At 44.3% G+C, this 26,879-nt stretch carries 15 protein-coding genes and 1 pseudogene; 9 read left to right on the top strand and 7 right to left on the bottom strand.

Annotation, left to right across the window (positions count from 1 at the left end; translation table 11 throughout):
- Positions 1 to 40 precede the first annotated feature (40 nt).
- The 4 genes from ACKU35_RS15355 (at position 41) to ACKU35_RS15340 (ending at position 6,045) form a co-directional block, all read left to right on the top strand.
- The gene (locus ACKU35_RS15355) at positions 41 to 1,348 is read left to right on the top strand and encodes a hypothetical protein (protein WP_319760521.1); all 1,308 of its coding nucleotides are present in this window, start codon (positions 41 to 43) and stop codon (positions 1,346 to 1,348) included.
- Complete coding sequence (locus ACKU35_RS15350; RefSeq protein ID WP_319760519.1) at positions 1,332 to 2,441, top strand: aminotransferase class I/II-fold pyridoxal phosphate-dependent enzyme; 1,110 nt, start codon at positions 1,332 to 1,334, stop codon at positions 2,439 to 2,441. Before ACKU35_RS15355 ends, ACKU35_RS15350 begins: the two co-directional genes overlap by 17 nt.
- Before the next feature lie 130 nt (positions 2,442 to 2,571).
- Positions 2,572 to 3,621, top strand: a complete 1,050-nt coding sequence (locus tag ACKU35_RS15345; protein ID WP_319760517.1) for a hypothetical protein — start codon at positions 2,572 to 2,574, stop codon at positions 3,619 to 3,621.
- A 252-nt stretch (positions 3,622 to 3,873) separates the two neighbouring features.
- Complete coding sequence (locus ACKU35_RS15340; protein ID WP_319765416.1) at positions 3,874 to 6,045, top strand: malate synthase G; 2,172 nt, start codon at positions 3,874 to 3,876, stop codon at positions 6,043 to 6,045.
- Between the two features lie 255 nt (positions 6,046 to 6,300).
- Here ACKU35_RS15340 and ACKU35_RS15335 read toward each other — a convergent pair whose 3' ends face one another.
- Both ACKU35_RS15335 and ACKU35_RS15330 read right to left on the bottom strand, forming a co-directional pair.
- Positions 6,301 to 7,455, bottom strand: a complete 1,155-nt coding sequence (locus ACKU35_RS15335) for an ATP-binding protein (RefSeq protein ID WP_319760515.1) — start codon at positions 7,453 to 7,455, stop codon at positions 6,301 to 6,303.
- Positions 7,456 to 7,459: 4 nt separating this feature from the next.
- The gene (locus tag ACKU35_RS15330) at positions 7,460 to 10,768 is read right to left on the bottom strand and encodes a response regulator (RefSeq protein ID WP_319760513.1); all 3,309 of its coding nucleotides are present in this window, start codon (positions 10,766 to 10,768) and stop codon (positions 7,460 to 7,462) included.
- 164 nt (positions 10,769 to 10,932) lie between these two features.
- Here ACKU35_RS15330 and ACKU35_RS15325 point away from each other — a divergent pair, with 164 nt between their 5' ends.
- The 4 genes and pseudogenes from ACKU35_RS15325 to ACKU35_RS15310 all read left to right on the top strand — a co-directional run bounded on the left by ACKU35_RS15325 (position 10,933) and on the right by ACKU35_RS15310 (position 15,685).
- A complete protein-coding gene (locus tag ACKU35_RS15325; protein ID WP_319760511.1) occupies positions 10,933 to 11,964 on the top strand; it encodes a two-component system response regulator in 1,032 nt (343 codons plus the stop codon).
- Positions 11,965 to 12,225: 261 nt separating this feature from the next.
- Positions 12,226 to 12,405 (top strand): annotated as a pseudogene (locus ACKU35_RS15320) (DUF6573 family protein); the annotation flags it as partial.
- A gap of 430 nt (positions 12,406 to 12,835) precedes the next feature.
- A complete protein-coding gene (locus ACKU35_RS15315; protein ID WP_319760508.1) occupies positions 12,836 to 14,455 on the top strand; it encodes an NAD(P)/FAD-dependent oxidoreductase in 1,620 nt (539 codons plus the stop codon).
- Between the two features lie 393 nt (positions 14,456 to 14,848).
- On the top strand, positions 14,849 to 15,685 hold the full coding sequence (locus ACKU35_RS15310; protein ID WP_319760506.1) for a cytidylate kinase-like family protein: 837 nt from the start codon (positions 14,849 to 14,851) through the stop codon (positions 15,683 to 15,685).
- Positions 15,686 to 15,835: 150 nt separating this feature from the next.
- Here ACKU35_RS15310 and gltA read toward each other — a convergent pair whose 3' ends face one another.
- The 4 genes from gltA to ACKU35_RS15290 all read right to left on the bottom strand — a co-directional run bounded on the left by gltA (position 15,836) and on the right by ACKU35_RS15290 (position 22,187).
- Positions 15,836 to 17,248: an NADPH-dependent glutamate synthase gene (gene gltA, locus ACKU35_RS15305; RefSeq protein WP_319760504.1), complete on the bottom strand. Its 1,413-nt coding sequence runs from the start codon at positions 17,246 to 17,248 to the stop codon at positions 15,836 to 15,838.
- Positions 17,241 to 18,077, bottom strand: coding sequence for a sulfide/dihydroorotate dehydrogenase-like FAD/NAD-binding protein (locus tag ACKU35_RS15300; RefSeq protein ID WP_319760502.1), 837 nt, complete (start codon positions 18,075 to 18,077; stop codon positions 17,241 to 17,243). Before ACKU35_RS15300 ends, gltA begins: the two co-directional genes overlap by 8 nt.
- 195 nt (positions 18,078 to 18,272) lie before the next feature.
- On the bottom strand, positions 18,273 to 19,748 hold the full coding sequence (locus tag ACKU35_RS15295; protein WP_319760500.1) for an aldehyde dehydrogenase family protein: 1,476 nt from the start codon (positions 19,746 to 19,748) through the stop codon (positions 18,273 to 18,275).
- Between the two features lie 417 nt (positions 19,749 to 20,165).
- Positions 20,166 to 22,187: a sigma-54-dependent Fis family transcriptional regulator gene (locus ACKU35_RS15290; RefSeq protein WP_319760498.1), complete on the bottom strand. Its 2,022-nt coding sequence runs from the start codon at positions 22,185 to 22,187 to the stop codon at positions 20,166 to 20,168.
- 514 nt (positions 22,188 to 22,701) lie between these two features.
- Here ACKU35_RS15290 and ACKU35_RS15285 point away from each other — a divergent pair.
- Positions 22,702 to 25,080 (top strand): hypothetical protein, encoded by a 2,379-nt coding sequence (locus ACKU35_RS15285; protein WP_319760496.1) that lies wholly within the window; start codon positions 22,702 to 22,704, stop codon positions 25,078 to 25,080.
- A 272-nt stretch (positions 25,081 to 25,352) separates the two neighbouring features.
- On the opposite strand, the gene ACKU35_RS15280 is transcribed toward ACKU35_RS15285, so the two are convergent.
- Positions 25,353 to 26,753 carry a diguanylate cyclase gene (locus ACKU35_RS15280; RefSeq protein ID WP_319760494.1) on the bottom strand — a complete coding sequence of 467 codons (1,401 nt, stop codon included), beginning with the start codon at positions 26,751 to 26,753 and terminating at the stop codon, positions 25,353 to 25,355.
- Positions 26,754 to 26,879: the final 126 nt, after the last annotated feature.

The raw sequence follows: 26,879 nt of genomic DNA, 5'->3' as shown, positions 1-26,879 counted from the left end.
GGACTGCGCCATTTAATCAAATTTATTAGCGAGGATTTTTGTGAGCACCGACGCACAGTGCATTCGTATTCATCTTCCTGCCGATGCAGCCTGGGCCGGACTTATGCAGGCTGCTGCCGAGCATAGCGGCCGAGTCTTCGGGCTGGACAGCGCCAGAACTTTGCGTCTGGTTCACTGTGCCGAAGAACTGCTGCTCTATCTTGCCTCTGCTGAAACTGACGCAATAGAAGCAATCTTCAGGCCTATATGCACCGGAGTGGAGATCGGGGTCTTTTTCGATTCGAAAGGTGTCGACCTTTCGGCTATGAATCTGGCTTTCTCCCCGGATTCGTGTGGGGATGACCGGGATTGGACCTCTCTGCCTTTGTTGCTGGCCGCGCGTATGTCGGACGGTTTTCGTGTCGGGCTGGAGGGCAGACGCATGGAGATTGCCCTGCGGGTGGACAAGACATATCCTGAGCCTGATCTGTTCCCGGTAGAAAGCTTCCTGGTGCAGGGGCAGATAACGTTTTCCGTGACTGAAGATTCGGGGGCGTTGCTTGAAGCCTGCAGTTCCATCTCCGCACTACATTCTCCTCACGTGGTGCCGGTGTGGTGTGCCTGTCCGGGCAAAGCTGCGGACCTCGTCCGGGCCGGAGAACTCAATGCCATGGAAGCCCGCGACGAGACAGGACGTCTGTGCGGAATCATTTTCTGGCAGAAGCGCTCTGAGCAGAGCGTCACTTTTTTCGGCCCCTACGATTTTTCCTTTGACGGCTCTGTTGCCGGGGGATTGATCAATTCCATGCTGCAGGCCGTGGGACGGACCAAAACTAAAAATATATTCAGCAGTCTGGCGACGCAACCGCTGGCCGACTATGGTTTTGAGCTGCTGGCAGAACTTCCGTATATGCTTGAGGGAGAAACTGCCCCGGTTATACATTCTGTCTGGGGTAGAATGCTTCAGGAGGATTACGGTGCAACAGCTTGGACTCATGAAGGATTTGCCGATTTTCTGCGCAGTTGTTACGAGTCGCTGGAATTGCTGCGTGATCTGCGTCCGGTGAGCAACCTTGGTGAGACCGTTCATACGAGTTCTGTTATAGGCGCGCGCTTTACCCCTGTGCTGAGTGAAGTCTTTCTTTACCCGGAACTGAACGGTGCGGACATAGGTGAAAATATATCCGAACATGTGGCTTCACTTGTATCCGCAGGATACCGAAACATTTTTTTTGAAATCGACCTTGCCAAAGGCTGGCACGCCGCCATGGGCGAATATCTGCTCCGTAGCGGATTCCGTCCCGAACTTCTTCTGCCCCATGGAGGGCAGTCAGATACATTGATTTTTCGTTATGCCGCTGAATCTTGATCTTCTCATCCCGGCTCACATCCGACTCTTCGACCCGTACCGACCGAGTCCTCCGGACGCTGAACTGATGCAGCTTTTCGGCCTCGACCATTTGCACCGGTTTAATAACAATGAAAATTTTTTAGGCCCATCGCCCGCTGTCCGTGAACTCTTGTCCGGCATGGATACCGGGTTCATGCCCGTTTATCCGCACGGTGACAGTAAGGTTCTGCGGGAGACTCTTTCTCAGGTTCTTGGTCCGGCCCCGTCCCGGTTTCTAGTGGGTAACGGTTCCTGTGAATTGATTTCCAGCGTGGTTAAAGCTTTCTGTGAGCCGGGTGACAATATAATCACAGCGGATAAAACTTTTGCGGTCTATGAATGGGTTGCCGAGTTTTCCGGTATTGAAGCGCGTTTGGTTCCGTTGGATAGTGACTATCGCTTTGATCCTGAAGCCATGCTGGCCGCCATGGATGGCCGGACCAAGATTGTTTTTGTCTGCAATCCTAATAATCCTACGGGAAGCTACTGGGACGAGGCAACCATGTGTCGTTTTCTGGATGCGGTGGACGGGCGGTGCATCGTGGTGGTGGACGAGGCTTATTTCGAATATGTGGAACGTCCTGATTACCCGGACGGCATTAAGCTGCTGGATGAATACCCCAATGTTGTGGTTTTTCGAACTTTTTCGAAGATGTATGCTCTTGCCGCATTGCGCGTGGGCTATCTTTGTGCGGGCGAGGAAGTCACCGACATAATAAGCCGTGCTCATGTAGCTTATTCCGTCAACACTACGGCCCAGGTGGCCGCTCGAGCGGCACTGCTGGATCAGTCTCCATTCATCGGGCAGACGCTGGAGATGGTGCGTCGGGGGCGTGAAATCATCGGCGCGGCATGTGCGGAATTAGGCTTTAATCATATTATCGGCGAAGGAAACTACACCATGATTCAAACGCCGATTTCCGATACCCTGCTGCAACGTAAACTTCTGCGTCGTGGATTTTTGGTTCGTACCATGACCGGGTTCCGTTTTCCGAACTGGATTCGCGTCAGTCTGGTAGAAGTGCAGGTGCTGGAGGAGTTCATTTCTATCCTGAAAAGTGTGTTCAGATAATTTTATAAATGTAACCGGCTGTGAAATGAGAACGATTTATTTCACAGTTTTTTTGTGCCCCGGTTTGGAGTCCTTTTCTGGGGAATATACTGCCGCAGTTTTGAAGATGATGTGCGTATGGAGAATAACGGTGAATAATAGCAGAGAGCAGAATTTGGCCCGTTTGAGGGAAGATTCATACATAGTAGAACCTGATCAGAAGTTTGAGGTTGATTATTTCAAACATGAGGATGCTGTAGGTATAGCGCGGCTCTATTACGCTGTTTATGGTGAAAATTTTCCAGTGGATCATGTCTATGATCCTGATGAACTGGTCCGCATCAACAAAGGTGATGATTTGATTCAGATTGTCGGTCGTACTCCTAAGGGAGACGTGGTGGGGCTGTATGCTTTGTTTCAAGCGGCCCCCAATCCTAAAATTATGGAAGGCGGGTCATGGATTGTTCATCCGGATTATAGAGGTACGTCCCTCGGTCTGCGGATGGTGAGCAGATTTCATCATCGTCCTCCAGAAGATTTGGAGTTTGACGGTTTTTTCGGACAGAGTGTGTGCGATCACTTAACTTCGCAAAAACTTTGCAAGAAGTTTAAAGCCTTACCGTGTGCCTTTGAAGTCGAGTCAATGCCGCCCAGATCGGGAGAGGAGGAATCCTACGGCTATATTTCACTTTTGGATGGTATGATAGTGCTGCGAAATAGCTCGGATGAAGTTGTTCTCCCTTTTCGCTATGACTCACAGCTGCGTGATATTTATGAATGGATGGGGCTGAACCGTTCATTTCTTCCGGACACGTTCGGAGCAGAGGAACTTGCTTCCGCAGGTGAAACAAATCTGTCAGTAAAGCTTCTTGATGAAGCCGGGCTGGTAAAGGTTGAAGTTGAATCCATCGGCAGCGATTTCGCAGAATGTCTTGCAGGAGTGCTTCGAGAACATCAAGGTATGCATAAGTATCATATCTATCTGCCGTTATGGTGTTACAGTATTTCTGTAGCAGTTGAAGCTGCTCGTGCGGAGGGCTTTTTCTTCGGAGGCCTGCTGCCTTTGTGGTATGAAAGGGACGCTTTGTTGCTGCAAAAGCTGGCCGGAACCCCGGATTTTAGTAAGCCCAGCCTGTTGGTGAAGGAAAGCAAGGCGTTGCTGAACATGGTTGAAGCCGACTGGAATGATTTGCATGGCTGAGACTGTGGCTAAAACATATGCGAAACAGCCCGTTCCAGTCTGCCCGTATGGGGATTATCTGAGTGATCCTGCTACAAGATTGTGGACACAAGGTTAAGCCGCTATCCTGACTTTCTAAACCAGCATGATAATTTATATACTGTATTCAGTCTCTATCTATACGCATTGACAGAGAAATACTCGGATGTTTAATTGGTCTGACCAATGGAAAATGTTTTGATGCGCGAATAATTAGAGAACAGTGAGGGAAGGATTGTGGAACACATTACAGTTGGCGGACTCAAGGTTGCCAAACCTTTGTATGAGCTGGTCGAAAATAAGATTATACCGGGGACAGGAATTTCTTCATGCACTGTTTTTTGGGAAGAGCTGCAATCTATTCTGACTGATCTGATGCCTCGAAACAGGGAACTGCTCGAAAAGCGTGAAGAGCTTCAGGCGCGTATTGATAAGTGGCATTTATCCCGTAAGGGGCAAGCTCACGATGCTGCCGAGTATAAAAAATTTCTTTATGATATAGGATATATTCTTTCTGAAGGTGAGCCTTTTGCCATTGAAACAGAAGGGGTGGACCCTGAACTGGCAACCATCGCCGGACCGCAGCTCGTAGTGCCTATTACCAATGCCCGCTACGCGCTGAATGCGGTCAATTCCCGCTGGGGCAGTCTTTATGATGCTCTTTATGGAACAGACGTAATTCCTGAAGATGGCGGCGCAGAAAAGGGTAAGAGTTACAACTCCGTTCGCGGCCGTAAGGTCATGGAATACGCTTCTGGATTTTTGGATAGCGCAGTCCCGCTTGCCGCTGGAAAGCATGCTGATGTTGTGGAATACAAAATCTCGTCGAAAGAAAATGTTGAGTTCAGTGCGGTGCTGAAAGATGGATCAGAATCCTTGCTTGCTGATTCTGCTCAGTTTGTAGGGTACGCGCAGAATGGCTCTTTACTTCTTTTCCGTAACAATGGTCTTCATATTGAAATCCATATTGATCCAGAAAATATTATCGGGCGTGATCATCCTGCCGGAGTAAAAGATGTTGTGATGGAAGCTGCAGTCACCACTATTCAGGATTGCGAGGATTCCGTTGCAGCTGTAGATGGCGAAGATAAAGCTCTGGCCTACAGTAACTGGTTGGGACTTATCCGCGGTGATCTTGAAACAACTTTTAAGAAAGGCGGTAAAGAGGTTGTGCGCCGTATGGCTGCGGACCGTGAATACACCGGATCTGACGGTACGACTTTTTCATTGTCCGGTAGGTCTATGCTGCTGATTCGTAATGTAGGACTGCTCATGACAACCGATGCAGTGCTGCTTGCCGATGGAACAGAAATTCCTGAAGGCATACTTGATGCGATGATGACCGGGCTTATTGCTTTGCACGACATAAAAAAGCTGGGCCGCTTTCAAAACAGTAAAACCGGAAGTGTTTACATAGTTAAGCCCAAGCAGCACGGACCGGAAGAAGTTGCCTTTACCTGCGAGCTTTTTGCGAGAGTTGAAAAAGCTCTGGGCATGACTGCCGGAACGATGAAGATCGGGGTTATGGATGAAGAGCGGCGTACTACAGTTAACCTTAAAGAATGCATCCGTGCGGCAAAAGATCGGATTATTTTTATCAATACCGGATTCCTTGATCGCACAGGGGATGAAATCCATACCAGTATGGAAGCCGGCCCCATGGTTTGTAAGGCGGACATGAAAAATGCACGCTGGATGAGCAAGTATGAAGACTGGAACGTTGATGTGGGCCTTGCCTGCGGTTTTTCCGGTAAAGCGCAAATAGGTAAAGGAATGTGGGCTATGCCGGATCGCATGCGTGAAATGGTGGAAACCAAGCAAGGCCATCCTCTTGCCGGAGCTAATTGCGCATGGGTTCCATCGCCAACTGCTGCGGTGTTGCATGCCATGCATTATCATACCGTGGATGTTTTTAAGCAGCATGCCAAGCTTTCAGGGGCATCCAGAGCAACTCTTGACGATCTGCTGACGATTCCTCTTTTGGAAGGAACATTAACTCCCGAAGTCATTCAGCGTGAGATAGAAAACAATTGTCAGGGCATTCTGGGCTATGTGGTCCGCTGGGTAGAGCAGGGCATCGGTTGCTCAAAGGTTCCTGATATCAATGATGTGGGACTCATGGAAGACAGGGCAACACTGCGTATTTCCAGCCAGTATCTGGCTAACTGGCTGCATCATGGGCTCTGTACCGAAGCTCAGGTCATGCAGGCTTTGCAGCAGATGGCTGCCGTGGTTGACCGCCAGAATGATGGCGATCCGCACTATCATAATATGGCTCCTGACTATGAAAAGAGCATTGCTTTTCAAGCTGCCTGCGACCTTATTTTTAAAGGCTGCAAACAGCCTAGCGGATATACCGAGCCTATTCTGCATGCTAAACGGTGTGAGGTTAAGGTTGCTAAGTAGTACTAAGGGTTATTGATTATTATAAAGGGAGGCTGTTAATACAGTTTCCCTTTTTTGCGTTTATTTGCGGTTTTTTTGGGGTGCTGCCAACCTTTGGTGCCAACCGGGGTAAATGAGTTAAATTGTGATTGTTTGTATAGTTGAAGATATTGGAACTGATGCGTAATTTATTTTGATGAAGTTTGATCAATTTCAGAGCGTAAATTATCAAAGCATGGTTGTGCTATAGTTAAGTGTGAGATCGCATTATTCAGCCTATTTTGCTTTTCTGCATGGAACAAAGAAACTGAAGACCGTATTATTACCGACACTTGATTCCAACCAGAGATTACCCTCCATGAGCGTAACGATCTGTTTGGATATTGAGAGTCCAAGACCGGCTCCTCCATATTTTTTGGTCATGTAGTCTTCGCCAATGGTAAAAGGTTCAAAAATCTTTTCATATTGATCTTCGGCAATGCCTATTCCTGTATCTGCTATTGTAAAATACATTTTAACTGTATCATGCCTGTCGGCGACTGCCGAGACCGAGATCTCAATGGAACCTTGTTCGGTGAACTGAATAGCATTATTCAGCAGGTTTATCAGGACCTGCCTAATTCTTGTTATATCGGCATTGAGATTTAATGGAAAGTCATCTTCTATATTGAAGGTCAACTTTAGGCCCTTCTCAGTTGCCCGCTTGCTATAGTGAGCAACAACGCCTTCAAGACTGCTGCGCACGTTGAAATCACGCGGAGAAAGTTTAATTTTTCCGGCTTCTACATTAGATATTTCGAGCAGGTCATTTACCATATCAAGCATATGTGTCGACGATTGGTGGGCATATTCAAGAAATTCTCTGTTCTCTTTTGATAGGTCGGAATTAGTCAGGATCTGTGTCATTCCCATGATTCCGTTCAGAGGGGTACGCAATTCATGGCTCATATTAGCCAGAAAATTACTTTTTGCCTTGTTTGCCATTACAGCTTCATTTTTGGCTTTTTCAAGTTCGGCTGTCCGCTCTTTGATCAGATTCTGCAATAGTCTTGTCTGATTATATAATGCGATATGTGTCTTCACCCTCGCGAGAACAACAGCCGGGTTAAATGGTTTAACCACGTAATCGACCGCTCCGAATTCAAATCCTTTTTCCTCACTTTGTACTTCGGCTCTTGAAGTCACAAAAATAACAGGAATATGGCGTGAATCTTCATTCTCTTTCAGAATTTTACATACCTGATATCCATCAATACCGGGCATCATTATGTCCAGCAGGATGAGGTCCGGCATGGGGGAGGATTTAGCCAGCTCAATAGCATCAAATCCATTTAACGCAACGCTTACACGGTATTCGTGGGAAAGCAGTTCACTTAGCATTTCAATATTTGCAGGCATATCATCAACTATCAGCACGCGCGCTTTTTCCATATCGCTACTCCTTCCCTTGACATTGCTGAAAAAGTTCTTTGATTTTTTGATGTGCTTTCGCGAAATCGAACCTATCCAGAAGACCGGCTAATTCGGCTGTCTCGACAGGTGCAGCCTTTGCCAGAGACGGCTTCAATGTGGCGAAGAGAGCTTTGGCTTCTACGTCATGCTGCTCCAGGAGGTCAGCAATCTGCTCCAATTCCAGACGCAGGCTGTCGATGGCTTTAACATTGATCGAAACAGCAATTGTCGTGTCTTCATCCTGTTGGGGTAAAAACTCCAGTATCCCCTCTGTGACACGCTGAATTTCGTATTTAAATTTTTGGATGATCGGTTCTTCAATGTCCGTTTCCTGTTCAGATAAGGCTTCCATTTTCTGAAGGATTCCGTGCAGATTATCGATTCCAAGGTTACCGGCCACACCTTTCATGCCATGAGCCATAGCGCGAGTGTCCACGTATGTCTTGTTTCTGATCGATTCCAACAGCTCCGTTTGTTTGTCTGAGCTGTTTTTTGCAAAGTCGCCAAGTAGCTTTAAGTATAATTTTGTATTCCCCCTAACTCTGCGCACTCCTTTTTCAGTATCGATTCCGGGAAGACTTGGAATGTCTGTGGCCTGGACATCAGTCAACTGTGGCTTCTCGGAAAACCTGCCTGAATGGTTTGTCTTGTTCGGAAGCCATTTGGAGAGTGTTTCTATGAGAAAATCCGGATCAATAGGTTTTGTTATATGGTCGTCCATCCCCATAAGCAGACTTTTTTCCTTGTCCCCTACTAATGCGTGAGCGGTCATAGCAATGATCGGAATATCTTTGATTTTTAGTCTGTTGCGAATTATCTTGACTGCTTGAAAACCGTCCATCTCCGGCATTTGAATGTCCATGAGTACTGCGTCGTAAACGTTGTTCTCAAGATTTTCTATCGCTTCCTTCCCATTGTTTACGATATCGACATCAATTCCGGCATCCTCCAATATTTCCTGCGCAACTTGCTGGTTGATGAGGTTATCTTCTGCAAGAAGCACTTTTGCTCCGATAATGTTTTCGGGAAGATTATTAGACGTAGAAGACTCATGTTGTATTTTGGCCGTGTGCCGATCTTCGTTGAAAATTTCCATAATGGTGTCAAAAAGAATGGAACGGTTGAAGGGTTTAAGCATAAAGCCATCTAATTCTGCTTGTTCAGCTTGAAAACGCACATCTGCATAACTATAAACTGTTAACATTATTACTTTTGGCTTATTTTGCAGATCCTTACTTGTTTTTATCCTGCGGGTTAATTCAATTCCATTAATGTCGTGTATCTTCCAGGCCGTAATAACCATCCGGAATGGAGAGTTGGTGTCATTATCATGAAGCAGCTTCAGTGCCTGTTTTCCGCTTTCTGCAATGGTTACATCAAATGAAAACGATTTCATGACCTTTGCAACTACGCATCCCGATGCTTTGCTGGAATCTACAATCAACACCCGCATTTCACGAATGTCTTTAGGATAATTGAAAAAACTATCCTTATGAACGGCCTGAAACGCAAATGGAATTGTAAAGCTGAAGGTACTTCCTTCATCGATAACGCTTTCATATTGCAGGGTCCCGCCCATCAATTCGATCATCTTTTTACTTATGACCAGCCCCAATCCGGAGCCTCCGAATTTACGGGTGATTGAGCCGTCTGCCTGACCGAACGGTTGAAATAGCCTGCCAAGCTGTTCCTCCGAAATTCCTATACCGGAATCCTCAATGGAAAACCTGATTACAGCTCTATCATTTGATTGTTCAACAAGCTCTACGGTAACGAATACTTCGCCTTTTTCCGTAAATTTGATTGCATTTCCAATCAGATTAAGCAGGACCTGCCCAAGACGTAATGGATCGCCAATAAGTCGACTGGGCACGTTGCTTATTACCTGCAGCAGAAGTTCGATCCCTTTTTCCTCTGCTTTTATGCTCAACATGCTGGTTAAATTATTCAGAACGTCATCAATATTGAATTCGATAGAGTCTACTTCCATCTGGTTGGCTTCAATTTTGGAAAAATCAAGAATGTCATTAATGATTCCCAGCAGTGAGTTCGCAGCCATTGATATTTTGGTCAGGTAGTCGCTCTGCTTTGGGGAAAGAGTCGTCTTAAGAGCTAGATGTGTCAGGCCGATAACGGCATTCATAGGAGTCCGTATCTCATGACTCATTTTTGCAAGAAAATCGCTTTTGGCTCTATTGGCATCTTCCGCTTCCTGTTTTGCCTGCTTTAAGCTTATGCGTGCCAACTCTCTGCTACGGACAAAGCGAGCGCGAGTTATCGCTGCGAAAAGAATGACTAAAAATAATACTGTAAAGATTACAACGTATTTATCTAAAATTGAGTAATTTTTCGTTTCAATCAAGGAAGTAGGGTAGAGATGGACAAGCTTCCATGAAAGAGCATCGAGAACGGCAGCTTCAGAGGGATCACTGGAAGTCTGTACAGTGGAGAAAGTGTACGCCCCTTCCGGAGAGCAAAACTGACCTTGTGGAGATGAAGAAATATTTGCCCAGGCTTCTGGATACCTCGAAGCAAATGAAATAGATTTTTTATCATCATACATGAAGGTCCATTCCAGCTCTTTATCCGGAGAAATCAACCAATATCCTTCTTTATTCAGCAGTATCGTCTTAGAACAGCACTGGTTAGCCTGTTTGATCTGATTCAGTAAATTTTGGGCAAGATAATTCAAAATAGCAATGCCGATGCGTTCTCCTGAATCGCTATAGACTGGAGTACTGATACGAATCATCGGTTTTATAGGTTGTTCTATTTTGCCGTTTTCAATATTAAGATCCAAAGGTGATGTATATATTTCTCCTGAGGATAATTTTAACGATTCCTTGAAATAGTAGCGGCTGCTTTTGTCCTGTAGTTTATCCTGGGAAACTATAACGGGATTACCGTTATTGTAATTGACGCGGACAAGCTCCATTCCATCATTACTTAGCAATCTGGCCTGATCGAAGTGTTTACTTGCTTTGCATAAGTTGAGGGCTTCCACTTCAACCCGTTGCCGGTTTTTCTGGTTTCTGTTTAACAAAAATTGTTTGGCCTCAAAGTGGTTGGAAAAAATTCTGAGTTCAATAAATACATCTTTTAAGTTAAAGCCAGCAGTCTTTGAGCTTATTTCGTTGTGCATCCTTTCTTCGATGCTTCGGGTTTGTGCAACGGAAGCTACTTCCTGACTATGCAAATAAAATATCGCCCAGAAAGAAAGGCTGGTAAATAAGATAGTAACGGTCAGGAAACTGCGCAAATCAATCGGAAAGACAGAATGTGACTTTTTCATTTAATTCTCGTGTAGAGTAAAGTTTATATAAGTATAGCAAACTAATTAATATAGGGCTATGATTTGGTGTAAAAAAACGATATGGAGAACTTCAATAAGCAATACTCTATATTAAGGCTTGCATGCTCAGCCATAGCGCAAAGACTTTCTGCAGGGAGACCGAGATGAATTCTCACGAAAAACAAACAGTGTTAATTGTGGATGACGTTCCTCAAAACCTGGATCTTCTGTATGAAGTGCTTAAAGACCGCTACAGAGTGAAGGCAGCCCTAAACGGAATTAAGGCCTTGGACATCATCTTTTCCAGCGAACCTCCGGATATTGTGTTGCTTGATGTCATGATGCCCGAAATGGACGGATATGAGGTGTGTAAAAAAATAAAGGCGGATTTGCGCAGCGTGAAAATTCCTGTGATCTTTGTAACAGCTATGGGAGAAGAGCAGGATGAAACATATGGATTTGAACTTGGTGCCGTTGATTATATAACAAAACCGATTAATCCAGCTATAGTTCTAGCAAGGGTGAAGACTCAGCTTGCGCTGTATAATCAAAGCCAGCACCTGGAAGAACTGGTTCAGGATCGAACTAAAGTAATTTATGCGACGCGTCAGGATATTGTTCGCCGCCTCGGTATTGCCGCACAATACAAGGATAACGAAACCGGATCGCATATTATGCGTATGAGCATATTCTGCCAGATTATTGCTAAAAATATAGGTATGAAGGAATCTGAAGGAAATATTTTGCTCAATGCCGCTCCCATGCACGATATCGGTAAGATCGGCATACCCGATTCCATTCTTACTAAGCCAGGCAAGCTTGATAAAGCAGAATGGGAGATTATGAAAACTCATACAACAATCGGCGGAGCAATTCTCGGCGATCACGATTACGATTTGATGAATGTAGCAAAACGGGTAGCTCTGAATCATCATGAAAAATGGGATGGTTCTGGCTATCCTGCCGGACTGCAGGGGGAGGCTATTCCGATAGAAGGAAGGATTTCGGCTGTTGCAGATGTTTTTGATGCCTTGACTTCGAAACGCACGTATAAAGAAGCCTGGTCGGTTGATGAAGCTTGTGATTATATTTGGAAGGAACGAGGGAGTCATTTTGATCCACGACTGGTGGATGCCTTCAAAGATAGTTTAGATACGATCCTTATAATCAAAGAGCAATACTCTGAAGATGACTAGGTTCAGAACGAAGCTGCCACAAAAGAAATCCTTAAAGCCAAACGGGCTTCAACGACTGTCAAAAGAATCAAGAAAAGCACCACCTAACTGTTGACAGTAAATTGTAAGAGTTTCGAGTTGATCTGCTATGTTCCAGAAAGTTGGTATACCAACCTTCCGATTTTCAGTACCAGCTACCAGTAAGTTCAGAGATGGTTTTCTTTGGAACGTCAGCGTTTTCTATGCGCAGAACCCTGCGTCTGTTTCACTCTGGTGTATTCTATGGCTACGGCATCGCCAGCTCCACAATTTCAACCCCGGTCACTGTGGGGCGTAATCTTTTCATATACCAGAAAGCAGGCAATCGAAGACGGAAATTTAATCGATGTGACCGAACAGGCGAAACAGAACGGATTCAAGGTTCCAGTAGCTGTGTCACTGAATCTGTACGAAAGATACATCACACCACCGAAAGGGCTTGAAGGCGAAGGGCAGAGCATTGCTTTTCAAGCTGCTTGCGACCTTATTTTTAAAGGCTGCAAACAGCCTAGCGGATATACCGAGCCTATTCTGCATGCCAAGCGGTGTGAGGTTAAGGCTGCTAAGTAGTACTAAGGGTTATTGATTATTATAAAGGGAGGCTGTTAATACAGTTTCCCTTTTTTGCGTTTATTTGCGGTTTTTTTTGGTGTGCTGCCAACCTTTGGCGCCAACCGGGTCTATTGACTATGTGTTCAGTTTTTCGTTTATTTCTTATTATAATATGTTAAATTTTTTACTTTTTCTAATTATAACAATTTTGATTGATTAATTAATATTGCTTGTTTAGAATTATTTATTCATTTCGTTGAGTTAGCCATTGTAATTGTTGTAATACATTCAGGAATACCAGATGAATCGAAGGTTTTTTTTACAGATTTCAGCACTGGCCGCTATGAATACTCTTGTCGGTTGGAATTTTGCCAAAGCAGCTCAGGTTACCAGAGATGGTATGTATGACGCTGTGGTAGTTGGAGCCGGGTTAGGCGGGCTTACCTGTGCTGCATATTTAGCGAGACACGGTTTCAAAATATTGTTGCTTGAGCAGTATAATATTCCCGGTGGATATGCGACGTCGTTTTCCAGATATACTGACAGTGGTAAATTTACCTGCGAAGTCTCTCTTCATTCTTCTGTTTTGAAGGCAGGGGCCACCAAAAAGATTTTAAAAGATCTTGACGTCTGGAATAAGCTTACATTTGTGGATCAGCCACATGCTTGGTGTTCGAATTTCTCAGATTTTAAATTGGAAGTTCCTGCTAAATGTGGATTAAACGGTTTTCATAAACAACTATTGAATCTGTTTCCTGATGAAGCAAAAGGCCTAGCCGAGTATTTCAAACTTTGGAATGGTGTTATGGCTGATTGTGACCAGTTGAACCACGGTGTGTCTCGCTCACAGAGAAAGAGATTTCCTGAAATGTTTCCATTTTTATGGGAAATTCATGATAAAACTGTGGCCCAGATTATTGATGCACGCATTAGTAACCAAAAACTTAAGGCGGTACTGGCACAGAGCTGTGGCTATTACGGTCTTCCACCGTCCCGGTTGTCAGCTTTTTACTACCTTTTACCTACTGGGAATTATCTCGAGCACGGTGGGAGTTATATAAAAGGAACCTCTCAAGCTTTGTCCGATGCTCTTGCTGAATCGATCACTAATGCTGGCGGGGAGATCATTTACGGTTCACGTGTTAAGGAAGTTTTGATTGAAAAGAATAAAGCTGTTGGCGTAAAAACTTCTGATGGCAGTGTTTTTAAATCAAGGACTGTTGTTTGTAATGCGAATGTTCCTCAGCTTTATAATGATCTTTTACCGAAAGGCACTCTTCCCGTAAAAGAACGTGAGAAGATCGAGACTTATTCTGATAGTCCCTCAAGTTTTATCGTCTGGCTTGGACTTGACCGAAATATTTCTTTAGATTTTAAATTACCTGAAGCTTCATATTACAGCAGCTATGATCTTGATGCCTCTTACCGGGAATCAATGCGGTGTAATTTTGAAAATGAAGGCCTTTCTATAATGGCTTATGATAATCTTATTCCGGGATTTTCGCCAAAGGGGTGTTCAAGTGTCTGCCTTGTAAAGTTATGCGGGTATGATCTATGGAAACCTTGGGAGAAGGAATATGAACAGAGTAACCGTCCAAATTATCTCAAGTTGAAAAATGAACTTACGGAACAATTAATATCACGTGCTGAAGAACTTGCCATTCCCGGTTTATCCAAAATGATTGTGATGCAGGAAAGTGCTACTCCCTTGACTAATCGTAGGTACACGCTAAATGCTTCCGGATCAATCTACGGTTTTAATCAAAGCCTGAATAATTCCTTCATGACCCGTATATCCAATAAAACCCCGGTGTCGGGTTTGTTTCTAGCAAGTGCCTGGGGAAATCCAGGTGGAGGTTATGGCGGTGTTCTTGTTGGCGGTAAGCAGGCTTTTAAGAATGTCGTTGAGGAGTTAAGTTAGTAGTTGCCTCCAATATTTGCTCAATTTCGTCTGTAACGATCTTTTGTGCAGCCCCCAGTAACCAAATCAAACCAATCAGTATCTTCTTCAATTTTCATGATTATTTAACAATATGAAATTGAAGGAGATTTGCTGATGCACGGACTTGACGATTCACTGTGGGGCGTAATCTTTTCATATACCAGTAAGCAGGCAATCGAAGACGGAAATTTAATCGACGTGTAGTGAATCAGTGGGGTTTTTGGGATTAGGGGTTGGTTGTATCAGTAACATATCTCTTAACAAGATATGGCTGTTAGGATATAATCGTGGTAAAAATAATTATTCCTTTTTGATGTTACCAGTCGTTGCAAATTCATATTTAATTTCGAGGATCAACTTCAGGAGAATATTATGTCCATAATTACTATTTCAAGAGGATCTTACAGCCGCGGAAAAGAGATAGCTGAAAAAGTAGCTGAAATTATGCACTACAGATGTGTTTCACGAGATCTTCTTTTGGAATCATCGAAGGAGTTTGACATACCGGAAGTAAAGTTGGTCAGGGCCCTTCATGATTCTCCTTCAATTCTTGAGCGGTTTACACATGGAAAGGAAAAGTATCTGGCACATATTCGCAGTTCTCTTCTGCAGCATGCCCAGAAGGATAATCTTGTTTACCACGGCTTGGCGGGACAATACTTTTTATCCAATATTCCACATATCTTTAAAGTCAGGATTACTGCGAATATGGAAGATAGAGTCTGCGAAGAAAGTCAGAGAGAAAACATATCTAAAGATCAGGCCAGATATATATTAAAGAAAGATGATGAAGAGCGCAGAAGATGGGGGCTTCAGGTTTACGGTATCGATACATGGGACAGCAGGCTTTACGATATGGTTCTCCATATCGGATCTCTGTCGGTTGATGATGCTGTGAATATAATTTGTAATACAGCTCAAAAGGATGCTTTTAAAATTACTGCTGAAGATAAAAAGAATATCGATAACATAGCCATAGCTTCATCTGTTCAGATTGGGATCATACAAATTTCTTCTCATGCTTTGGTGTCATGTGTTGACGGTCACGTAACTATACATTTTCCACAGCCGATAAGCACTTTCAGCAATAAACAACTTGATAATACCAAAGCCATCGCAATGAAAATTGACGGGGTGAAATCTGTAACTCTTCTCGGGGCCGATGCAAGGCAGCACAACATGGTTAATCCGTTCCATAACATTAATTAACCGCTTCTCTTGAATCGGACATTATGTTTACGGGATTTTTCTAGGCGTGAATGATATTAATGGGTGTGTACTGTCATGAAAAAGCCAGACTGCAAAGAGTCTGGCTGGAATAAAGAATATTAATATGGAGTGATTACAGTGGCGGCTGTTTTACACTCCCAGACGTTCGGCAATTGTTTTTGCTGCCCTGCGACCTGCACCCATGGCGGATATTACTGTCGCTGAACCGGATACAATGTCGCCGCCAGCAAAAACATTTGGAATAGATGTCTCGCCGGTTTCCGAATCAGCTTCAATATAGCCCCATTTGTTCAAGTCAAGTCCGGGAGTAGCTTCAAGCAGCACCGGATTAGCTCCGGTTCCAACGGCCATGATAACCATATCCACCTCAAGTTCCTTGGTTATCCCTTTTGCCGGTACGGGCCTGCGCCTACCGGAGTCGTCTGGTTCACCGAGTTCCATCACCTGCAGAGTCATGGATTTCACCTGCGAATTTTCATCTCCATTTATGGAGATAGGCGAGGTCAGCAGGTTCAGCTTAACACCTTCCTCAATTGCATGGTGCAGTTCTTCCTGACGTGCCGGCATTTCCCCCTTGGTACGGCGGTAGGTTATGTACACGTTTTCAGCCCCCAGCCTCAGGGCTGTGCGTGCTGCGTCCATGGCGACGTTTCCGCCACCGACAACAGCTACATTGCGAGGTCTGGGAGCGGGTGTGTCGTGGTCCGGGAAACTGTATGCCCGGCCCAGATTGACACGAGTGAGGTATTCGTTCGATGAATATACCCCTACAAGATTTTCTCCTGGAATATTGAGAAATTTAGGAAGTCCTGCGCCTACGCCTATAAATATCGCATTGAATCCTTCCTCCATGAGGTCCTGAATGGTGATTGTTTTTCCGCCAACCCAATTCGGACGAAATTTGACTCCCTTGCTCCACAATGCTCCGACTTCTCGTGCCACTATAGACTTGGGCAGTCTGAATTCCGGAATTCCGTAGATAAGAACGCCTCCTACTTCATGAAGAGCTTCATAAACGGTGACAGGGACACCTCTTGCAGCCATGTAGCCGGCTACCGTAAGGCTGGAAGGTCCAGAGCCGATGCAGGCAACTTTGAGATGCTCGTTGGGCATGCTGCAGGCAGTGTCTCCGGTTATGATTTCACATGCTGAGTCACTGTCAAAAGTATCGGCAACGAACCTTTCCAGTCGACCTATTGCTACAGGGTCATGTTTTTTGCCCAGTATGCACGAACCTTCACACTGGGTTTCCTGCGGACAGACTCGTCCACAGACAGCAGGAAGAGCGTTGGTCTGCTTGATTACCTTATATGCCGAGGGAACATCTCCGGCTGCAAGATGGCCGATAAACCCTTTGATATCAATTTCAACGGGACAGCCTTTGCGGCAGGGAGGTTCCTTGCATTGCAGGCATCGGGATGCTTCGATTATCGCCTGATCCCGAGTGTATCCGCAGGCTACTTCCATGAAGTTGTTCTTACGCACATCTGCCGGTTGTTCGGACATCGGAGTGCGGATAGGGTTGAATTTTTTTCTAGCCATGTTCCCTCCTGAACAAATCCATTGATTGCTTTTCCTGATTTTTGTACTGGGTAAGGCGCATCCTCAGTTCGTTGAAATCCACCTTGTGCCCGTCAAATTCCGGCCCATCCACACAGGCGAATCGGGTTTCGCCTCCTATGTTGCAACGGCATGCGCCGCACATACCGACTCCGTCGACCATAATTGAGTTCAGGCTTACAACCGTACGAACTCCGAATGGCTTTGTTACACCTGCTACAGCCTCCATCATGGGAACAGGTCCGACGGCTACGACTTCAGCGACGTTTTGGTCTTTTTCCAGACGTTCCCGCAGAACATCCGTGACAAATCCCTTGCGTCCGCTGCTTCCGTCATCTGTAGCGATGATCAATTCGGGGCAGAAACCGTTAAGTTCATCGCAAAATAGAAGCATATCTTTGCTCCTTGCCCCCACGATAGCGACAACATGGTTGCCGGCCATGTGGTGTCCTTTTGCAATGTGATGCATTGCGGCAATTCCTGTTCCTCCGCCTACGCAGACAACGGTACCGCATTTTTCTATATGGGTTGCTTTGCCAAGTGGTCCGCAAAGATCGAGGATCGAATCTCCTTCGTTAAGGGTTTCAAGCAGAGCCGAGCTTTTACCGACTACAAGGTAGACGATGGTTATGGTTCCGGCCTGAGGATCCGTATCCGCTATGGTCAAGGGAATGCGTTCCCCGTTTTGGGATACGCGTAGAATTATGAAATTTCCCGGCTTGGCTTTTCGGGCTATCTGGGGAGCGTCGATAATCAGCATACTTGTCTGCCCAGGAATCAGCGCTCTTTTTTTAATAATGGTGTTATTCATCATATACCGCCTGATTGGTGAGAGTCCAAAGAACAGGCCTCCAGTCGCATCTGGAGGCCTGATGGGTTTTGTGAAGGCCCGCGGTATACCGTCCTGTGCGGGATGGTCTTGGCACTCAGGTTTTCACCGCGGACTTTCACTCCGAGCATAATAAAACAGCAGTTAAGTTTTTTTTCAGCATGTTATGCTGAAGTGTTAGTACAAGCCGTAGGCTCCTTCATCCATGCTCAGGAATATGTTTTTAGTCTGGCTATAGTGGGCCAGCATCATTTTATGAGTTTCACGGCCTATGCCGGATTTTTTGTATCCACCGAATGGGCTGTGTGCCGGAAGCTGGTTATAGGTGTTAATCCACATGCGTCCGGTTTCGACATTGCGTGCCACCCTCATGGCGCAGTTGATATCCTTGCTCCAGACCGCCCCTCCGAGACCGAATTCGCTGTCGTTGGCCATGGCAATTACTTCGTCTTCATCTTTGAATTTGATGACGCAGACAACCGGGCCGAATATTTCCTGCTGGGCAATTTCCATGGAGTTATTCACATCGGCGAAAATTGTCGGGCGCAGGAAGCTGCCTTTGCCCAGTTCTCCATCAGTGATTTTAGTGCCGCCGGTAACCAGCTTGGCGCCTTCCTTTTTGCCTGTTTCCACACATTCCATGACCTGTTTGAGCTGATTTTCACTGATAATACTGCCCATCATGGTGTCTTCTTCCCAGGGGAGACCGACTTTAACGTTTTCGAATTTTTCAGTTATGGCTGATAGGAAGCGGTCATAAATATCTTCATGCACGAAGATTCTGGACCCGGCGCAACAGACCTGTCCCTGATTGAATAGAATGCCCAGCAAGGCTCCTTCCACAGCCTTCTCCCAGGGGCAGTCAGGGAAATAAATGTTGGCCGACTTACCACCAAGCTCAAGGGTTGCCGGGATAAGCTTCTTTGCAGCTGCGTCTGCGATCATGTAGCCGATGTCGGTGGATCCTGTGAAAGCAAGTTTGCTGAAGCCTTCGTGCTCCAGAATGTAGTTACCGGTGGTGGAGCCTCCGCCGGTGATTACGTTTACGACTCCCGGAGGCAGGACTCTGTCGAGTATTTTCGCAAATTCAAGCATACTAAGGGATGTTTCAGAGGAGGGCTTGATTACTACGGTATTTCCTGCGGCAAGAGCCGGGGCTATTTTCCATGCTGCCATGAGGAAGGGAAAGTTCCAGGGGATGATCTGTCCGACAACGCCGATAGGTTCGTTGAGGATAATGCTCATAGTATCCTTGTCGATCATTACCGCAGAACCTTCTTCGGTCCGGATGGCGCTTGCGAAATATCTGAAATGATCTGCAGCAAGGGGAACATCAATGTTTCTTGTTTCCCGGATGGGCTTGCCGTTATCCAGTGTTTCCACCATGGCCAGCTTTTCGGTTTCTTCATCTATGAGATCGGCAATCTTGAGAAGAACTGCGGCTCTGTCCTGTGGCGAGACATCTTTCCATGTTTTGAAAGCCTCCTGAGCAGCAGCCACGGCCATATCGACATCTTCTTTGCTTGCATTGGCGCATGTTGCCAACTCTTCCCCGTTGGCAGGACAATACGCTTTGAATGTTTTACCGTCCTTACTATCCACCCATTTGCCGTCTACATACAGTTTGTAATTCTTATCAATTGGCTTCTGCATTAACGTTCCTCCGAAATGGTTAAGTAATTAATTGGTACTGCAGTCGAACCGGCCGGCTCAATTATGTCACAAGAGACAGCAATAATGATGCCGCAAAGTTTAAAATAGAAAATTTTGGCTTAAACACTTAATTAAAACAATTGTACCGATTTTAGTGCCTGTCCATTGTGTTTAATTTAAAGTTACACTTTATGACAGGTGTTACATTTTATGGCGCACATGACAGTTGTGTCCCATTTCTGTTGTTCGGCATTAATTTGCGGGAACTCGAATAGTCATTCTTAAGGTTTTTTAAGTGCGGTAGATTATCGGGCAGGAGAAAACCGTCCTTAACCTTTACCGTGAAGGTGTGCTAAGGAGGGCTCTAGGCAGCTAGGGGCTTTAAAATGGCAGCCAATGTAAAGGCCGGAAGCTGGTTTAACTGAAAAGCTGTTCTTTAGTTATGTTATAGAAGTTCATTTTACGGTATACCGTGTTGCGTGAAAGATTCATTTCTCTGGCAACCTTGCTCACATTGCCTCGGTGTGTAGTAAGAAGCAGGATGATCAGTTCCTTTTCAATGATAAGGTCCGACATTTCCTTTTTTTTGTTGTCGCGGTCGGGATTGGGGTAAAATGGAGAGGAGCAGACTGCAGGGCCTTTTTGTTTAGCGGCAATTCTTTCGGGCAGGTGTTCTATACCCAGATTTATTGCCTCCAGATCGGAGCTGAGCATTTTTTCAACAACATTTTCCAGCTCTCGGACATTGCCGGGCCAGTCATGCCGTTGCAGATGCTGCATTAATTTTTCAGATACAAATCCGATGCAACGGTCCTGCCTTTTGCAGATCTTGTCCAATAGATGATTGAAAAGCTCCCGCAGGTCGTTGCTGCGGTCCCGCAAGGGAGGAATACGGACCTGAATAACATTCAGTCTATAGTAGAGGTCCGCCCGGAAATTCCCATTCTGGACCTCCTCCATAAGATTCCTGTTCGTGGCGCAGACAATTCTGGCACTAACGGGAATAACGTGGTCTCCGCCTATCCTGTTGATTTTTTTCTCCTGAAGCACACGCAGGAGCATGGCCTGCTGGTCCAGAGGCATGTCGCCGATTTCATCAAGGAACAGGGTTCCGCCGTCGGCCATTTCGAATTTTCCGGGCCTTCCTCCCTTTCTGGCCCCGGTGAAAGCGCCGTCCGTGTAGCCGAATAGTTCGCTGGCTATCAGTTCCCGTGGAAAAGCCGCACAGTTCATTGCTATGAAAGGGCCATTGCGGCGAGGGCTGTGGTTATGGATGGATTGGGCGAAAAGCTCTTTCCCGGTACCGCTTTCTCCGGAAATCAATATGTTGCTGGAACTCGGTGCAGCTCCCTTGGCCGTTTTTATTGCTTTTTGCATCTCATGGCTTGATCCTATTATATCGGAAAAATTGAAGGAGGCCTGAGCGCCGGTGAAACGGTTAACAAGCTTTTTTACATTGTTTATCTGATTTAAAAATATAACCGCGCCGTCTGTTTTGCCTGTTTCATCTTTAAGTGGTGTGCCTGTTGCCAGACAGTGGAATAATCCTTTTTGGGTCTCGAGCATGACTTCAGCATCTGAATATCCCGTTCCTCTGTTCAGGTCCTGCCACATACCGGGGTTGCTGTTTAATATTTTCTTAATTGAGAGACCTTCTATGTCATCACCCAGAATTTTTTTACCGGCTTTGTTTATCTGGCAGACTATTCCTTCCTTGTTTGTTATCAGCGCTCCGTCCGACATAGTGTGGAAAATTTTGTTCAGGCTGTGGTTAAGCCTGTTCAGTTCTCTGTTTTTTCGTTTAATCCTGATTTGGTCGCGTATGGCTTCCACTGCGGCAACAACCATACCGAGGGTGTGCAGGTGGACTTCGTCCGAGGGACCGGAAACCTGCAGCACACCAATGATTGTGCCATCATCGCTAATTATGGGAGCTGCGGAACATGTCCAGTGGTGAAGGTTGGCGCAATAATGCTCTTTGCCGGATATTTGTATAGGAACTTTCAATTTTAGTGCAGTGCCTATCCCGTTTGTACCGACTTCTTCTTCCTGCCAGTTGGTTCCTGTTACGAGATTGACTTTCGATGCACTGTCTCTCACTTCATAGTCGCCTATGTTCTCAAGTATTACACCTGTCTCATCTGATAAAAAAACTATAAGTCTTGATCCTGCGGTGAATTCATAGAGCTTGTCCATGAAAGGTCTTGCTATATCGAGCAGTTCGGAGTGGCGCTTTTTTAACTCTTCAACCTTTTTATTATTCAGGATATGGGTGCAGCCTTTACTGTAAGGATCTACTCTTGCCCTGTAGCACCTCGTCCATGACTGGGATATTTCTGTTCTGCCCCTGAAACTATCCAGATTCCCGGTGAGAATGAATTTCTCCCATGATTCTTTTAACGCAGAGCCTGACGGTTCAAATTTTCTATCAGGATACATATTATTATGCCTCCTCTTGAAAACAACATACTGTTTTCCAGAACTTACGCTCTTTACAAATACGATTATGAAACCGTCCTTTCATAACTTATGCTTCCGTTTTAAAATTCAGAGATTATGTGTATTTTCTATCTGTTTAATGGTTTTGCATCGGACATGCTGATAATTAGCTGGTGTTTGTTAATCAATGTGCATATCTGGAACAGTCCTGAGTCGATCTGCTGAATTGTACACCATGGATAGGCGTCAGCTAATGTTCATGTCTTGTGTAAGCATGATGCTTAATATTTGTGTAAAACTTAAAATGTAATATTGTTATTTTGTATGCCATAAAAATATACATAAAAAAAGTATCATAACAGTATAAAAATATTTGTTTTTGAAAAAAATAGTATTACTACCTTTCCTATACCGCATATGTCTTCTCGGTTTTTGGGTCAGGAACTGGAGCACTTCATCAGCGGCTTCATTATTGAGGTTCACGTTATCCCGCTGCATCCCCTCACGGATTGATTTGCTTGCACCGATCTGTGGTGATCTTGATTGGATTGCTTTGGGGTTAAGTCTGGAATCTCTTAAACCATTAACTCTTGTTGGCCTGCCCGAGTCAGAATCAATTCCTATGTTTGCTGCTTTACAGCTTGCGATGGACGGAAATATTTACGCAATGGTTGGTATAAACGGAGCACTTGTGCGGATACTCAATCCAGGAACGAGTGGTGCTGAATCTAAGTTTGTTAGCGACCTTTTTGACGGAATTGCTTCTCCTGGGCTTCCTGTTTTTGTTGCTTCCTCCTTATATGATTCAGGGGCGTATATAGAGAACATTGCTGGCACAATGAAAGTGAAAGCTTCACGTTCAGATTCATCTATTACTGAATGGGGGGTCTGCTGGAGCGAGTCAACTGAACCTACTATTTCGGATGCCAAAAAAACTATCCAGTCTGAGCTGAAGGAAGATACCGTTGATTTAACTGATCAGTTTACAACGGCCTCTCGGCTTTATGTGCGTACATATTGCACCGCTGAAGGAAGTACATATTACAGTTCTGCACTTGCTCTTGATAAAATCAAACCTGTTAAGATTGAAGTAAAATCTAAAGAACCTGCTAAGACAAGTGTATCCTTCAATGTTGAAGTTACAAATGCGGAAAGCCGGACAATCTCAGAATTGGGAATTTGCCTTGGTACAGAAGCTTCTCCAAGCTTAAGTGATAATGTTGCGAAGAGTACAGCAGGTACAGCTACAGCGACAGTAAAAGTTACGGGACTTAGTGCTGGTTCAGAGTATAACTACCGTGCCTATGTTAAGTTTGATGACGATACTGTACAGTATGGAACAAATGGGCAAGTTAAAACTCTTTCCGATGTAGTTCCTTCTTCAGCAATAACAGTTGTGCGTATGGATGGAACTACTCCTGTCCCTGATGCGATAATTTCATCTATGTATTATCAGGTAGATGGAAAGCCTGTATCTGTTACAACCGATGCATCTGGGCAATTTACACTTCCTAAAATTCCCGCAAGCATCAAAAATATTGAATTTGTAATTCTAGACAAGAATTCCCTGCCTAAAACTTTTGTAGCAGATAAAGTAAAGGGAGGGGATAAAATAACACTGACCCCTGCGGAATTAAGCATCGATATAGATATACTTCCAGATTCAGGAAAATTGCCTTCAGTTGTGCGTGTTTCTACAGATTATAAAGACGGAAGCCATAGCCCTGAAGTGTCCTTGACTCCCGGAGAAGATGGCCACGTTAAGGCATCTTTCGGGTATAAATCTCAGAGTGACTCCATCAGTGTTATTGCGGAAGGGTTTGAGTCTCAACTCCTTGTTGTGAAGGATGTGCCAGAGGCAATTACTTTAAAGAGTCGGGTCAAGGACGTTCTCAAGCTTAAAGTCGGAAACACGCCTGAAGTCAAAGATTCTGGAGAAGTTATATTCACGGTCTCGGCGATAGATAGCTCTGCCATTAAAAAGTCAGATTACACTATCAGTGCTTATGAAGTTGGGTCACTAAAAAAATTGTCTGTGAGCGTTACAGATAATGATGAAAAAAGTTTTAACGTAGTATGTACTGATTCTGGTGGTAGTCATGTTCTTAAGACAGGAATATTGTTGAATATTTCTGAAAATAGTAGCAGCGCCATTGTGTTAATGAATACTTGGCTTTCCAGTAAACAGATCGGTGACAAAGCTACAAACACAATTCATGCCATCGGATCTGTTGATGTAAAGTCCGGCGGAGCAATCGAAGCTAAGGATTCTGCGTCTACAGGTATGACTGGAATTGAGGTAGTTCTTCCTTCCGGCGGAATTGATACGTCTGGTTTGAATGAGAGTTGCGGCTCTTCAGCAAAGGCATTTCTCGAAGTTAATGTTTATAAGTTAAGTGAGACAGCTTCGTCAGATGTTATTGCAAGGACTAAAGGGTCTTTTAGCTCATTAGCGGAAATAAGCCTCGATATTACCGATTGCAGCGGTCCTGTTGATCCTAATGCCGGAGCCCTTAAAGAACTGTTAATAACTATACCTTATGACAGTTCCCAAGTTTCAGTTGAAGATATCGAAAATGGAGTCTATAGAGTCTATCATAGTTCTAACTTGAGCGATTTCGAGACCCTTGATAATCTTATTCTGGTGCCAGTAAGTGATATTAAGCTGATTGATCCTGTGGCTGGAACGATCACATTTACGGTAAACCATCTTTCCGTATTTGGTGTGGGAGCCTCTTCTTCATTAACCCCCGGAGCTTCTTCTGATAATAATTCTGGCTGTACTGTAGGAAGAACATCTGATTCCAGCTTGGTAGTAATTCTTATGCTAGCAGTGTTTGTTGCAATCATTCGGTCCAGAAGTAAGATAAAAACTGATCAGGGTTTGAAGTAACTCTCTAATCATAATTATTAATGTAAATTGCAGATGTGTGTTTAAAAACGCGCAAAGCTGATTACAAAAAATAGTTTTGCCTCGAAAAAAGGGTTTATGGATTTAGTCCATAAACCCTTTTTCTTGTAGTAAGTGTAATATTTTTTTAAAGGTAATTTATGTTGTAGCTCTCCCGTATATTAGGCTCAGCTAAAGGTAGCTATTTCTGCTAAAGACAACCATGAAGGAGTGCATTTTACGTTAACTGTATGTAAATAAATGATTATATAGGATCACTCTGGTCTCTTGGATACTACTCTGTTTCTTCCCATATTTTTGGCTTCATACATAGCTATGTCTGCGTAGTACAAAATGTTAGACAACTCTTGCTTATCCTTCCGCTCAACCACTCCGATAGAAACTGTAAATGAAACCTGTCCTTCTGAGCTGTTAACTTTAATTTGGGACAAAGCCACCCGTATTTTTTCTGCAACCTGTTTTGCTTCATCAAGTGTTGTTTCTGGTAAAACTGCGGCAAATTCTTCGCCTCCAATTCTACCAAAAATATCTGTTTGCCTAAGCATGCTTTGACACTTAGCAGAAAGAGCCCGTAAAACATCATCTCCAACAGCATGTCCAAATGTATCATTAATGTTTTTAAAGTAGTCAATATCAAGCATTAACAGAGAAATAGGTCTTTTATATCGTTCCGATCGTGTTACTTCCTCTTTACCTCGTTCCAAAAAACGATGACGGTTATGTGCACCAGTAAGGGCATCTGTTGTTGCCAAATAGTTTAATTGATCTTCAAGCATTTTCCTTTTTGTAATATCATCAAGAATTATAATTATTCCAGAATATTTATCAGAAACATCTTGCATACGGGCGAAGAATACATTGAAGTACCTGTGATCACCAAAATGATGTGTATCTAATTCGATCCTATGTGAACGGCTATCAGTATTAGAAAAGTTGTTTATTTCATTCTCTAGCCAGGGTAGGTAGTCCACAATAGGAGTACAAAGTCCTTCTGCTTTACGGTCTAGAGTGCTATGCCCTCCAGAGTAGTACATTTTGCCTGCTGTGTTGCTCAAGCCAAGCAATTTAGATGCAGCAAGGTTTATTGTATCTAATAAGCCATCTTTATCTACAATAAAAACAGGTCTGGGAGTGCTTTCAAAAATAGTTAAATATTTGTTCTTTTCATTAGATAGTCTACGGTTTGCTTTTTCAATCTCAGTTATATGTTCTGGATTTTCAGTACTTACCCATTCAAGGCATAATGAAATTTCAATTCTGTCGAAGCTGTGGATAGTAAATCTAATCCACGGCTCAGTATACTGTTCACTTCCCTTTTCTAAAATTAAGTCAACATAAGCATCGCGATAATACTTAAGGAGCCCTAGAAACATTGAGATACTAATTCCTCTCTCTCTGTGTCTTTGGGCCTCAAGCCGTCCAAAATGGGTCATGGGATCTGATTTATAATCTTCATCTGGGTCAAATTGGGGTTCTTCTATTCCGTTTGTCTGGCTGGCAAGACACAGAGCACTTGATAGTCCTGAGATTGATAAGCGCCAAGCGTCCAAGAGTGTGGAAGTATATTTAGTAAAGTTGTGGAGCTTAGCATATGAAATAATTCGTTCCATAAGCCATTTTTCATTTTCTTGTATAAGTTCCGAAAATTGATTCATCGTATTCGCTCTATTCTACTGTTCTTTTTCAGATTGGCGTTGAAATTTATTAGTCAAATATAGAAATTAAGATGTTAGTTAAATTCGTTGCGAGTGAGTATTGTAACCGATTATGTTTTTTTGAAG

Origin of the sequence: Maridesulfovibrio sp. (assembly GCF_963676065.1) — a bacterium.
Classification (GTDB): Bacteria; Desulfobacterota; Desulfovibrionia; order Desulfovibrionales; family Desulfovibrionaceae; genus Maridesulfovibrio.
This window is presented reverse-complemented; position numbering and strand designations above follow the sequence as displayed.

What these genes read in the sequence shown, in the direction of transcription:
- gltA (WP_319760504.1), bottom strand. Translation starts at nt 17,248, where the DNA reads ATGGCTAGAAAAAAATTCAACCCTATCCGCACTCCGATGTCCGAACAA.
- ACKU35_RS15280 (WP_319760494.1), bottom strand. Translation starts at nt 26,753, where the DNA reads ATGAATCAATTTTCGGAACTTATACAAGAAAATGAAAAATGGCTTATG.
- ACKU35_RS15335 (WP_319760515.1), bottom strand. Translation starts at nt 7,455, where the DNA reads ATGGAAAAAGCGCGCGTGCTGATAGTTGATGATATGCCTGCAAATATT.
- ACKU35_RS15300 (WP_319760502.1), bottom strand. Translation starts at nt 18,077, where the DNA reads ATGAATAACACCATTATTAAAAAAAGAGCGCTGATTCCTGGGCAGACA.
- ACKU35_RS15350 (WP_319760519.1), top strand. Translation starts at nt 1,332, where the DNA reads ATGCCGCTGAATCTTGATCTTCTCATCCCGGCTCACATCCGACTCTTC.
- ACKU35_RS15325 (WP_319760511.1), top strand. Translation starts at nt 10,933, where the DNA reads ATGAATTCTCACGAAAAACAAACAGTGTTAATTGTGGATGACGTTCCT.
- ACKU35_RS15290 (WP_319760498.1), bottom strand. Translation starts at nt 22,187, where the DNA reads ATGTATCCTGATAGAAAATTTGAACCGTCAGGCTCTGCGTTAAAAGAA.
- ACKU35_RS15330 (WP_319760513.1), bottom strand. Translation starts at nt 10,768, where the DNA reads ATGAAAAAGTCACATTCTGTCTTTCCGATTGATTTGCGCAGTTTCCTG.
- ACKU35_RS15315 (WP_319760508.1), top strand. Translation starts at nt 12,836, where the DNA reads ATGAATCGAAGGTTTTTTTTACAGATTTCAGCACTGGCCGCTATGAAT.
- ACKU35_RS15310 (WP_319760506.1), top strand. Translation starts at nt 14,849, where the DNA reads ATGTCCATAATTACTATTTCAAGAGGATCTTACAGCCGCGGAAAAGAG.
- ACKU35_RS15295 (WP_319760500.1), bottom strand. Translation starts at nt 19,748, where the DNA reads ATGCAGAAGCCAATTGATAAGAATTACAAACTGTATGTAGACGGCAAA.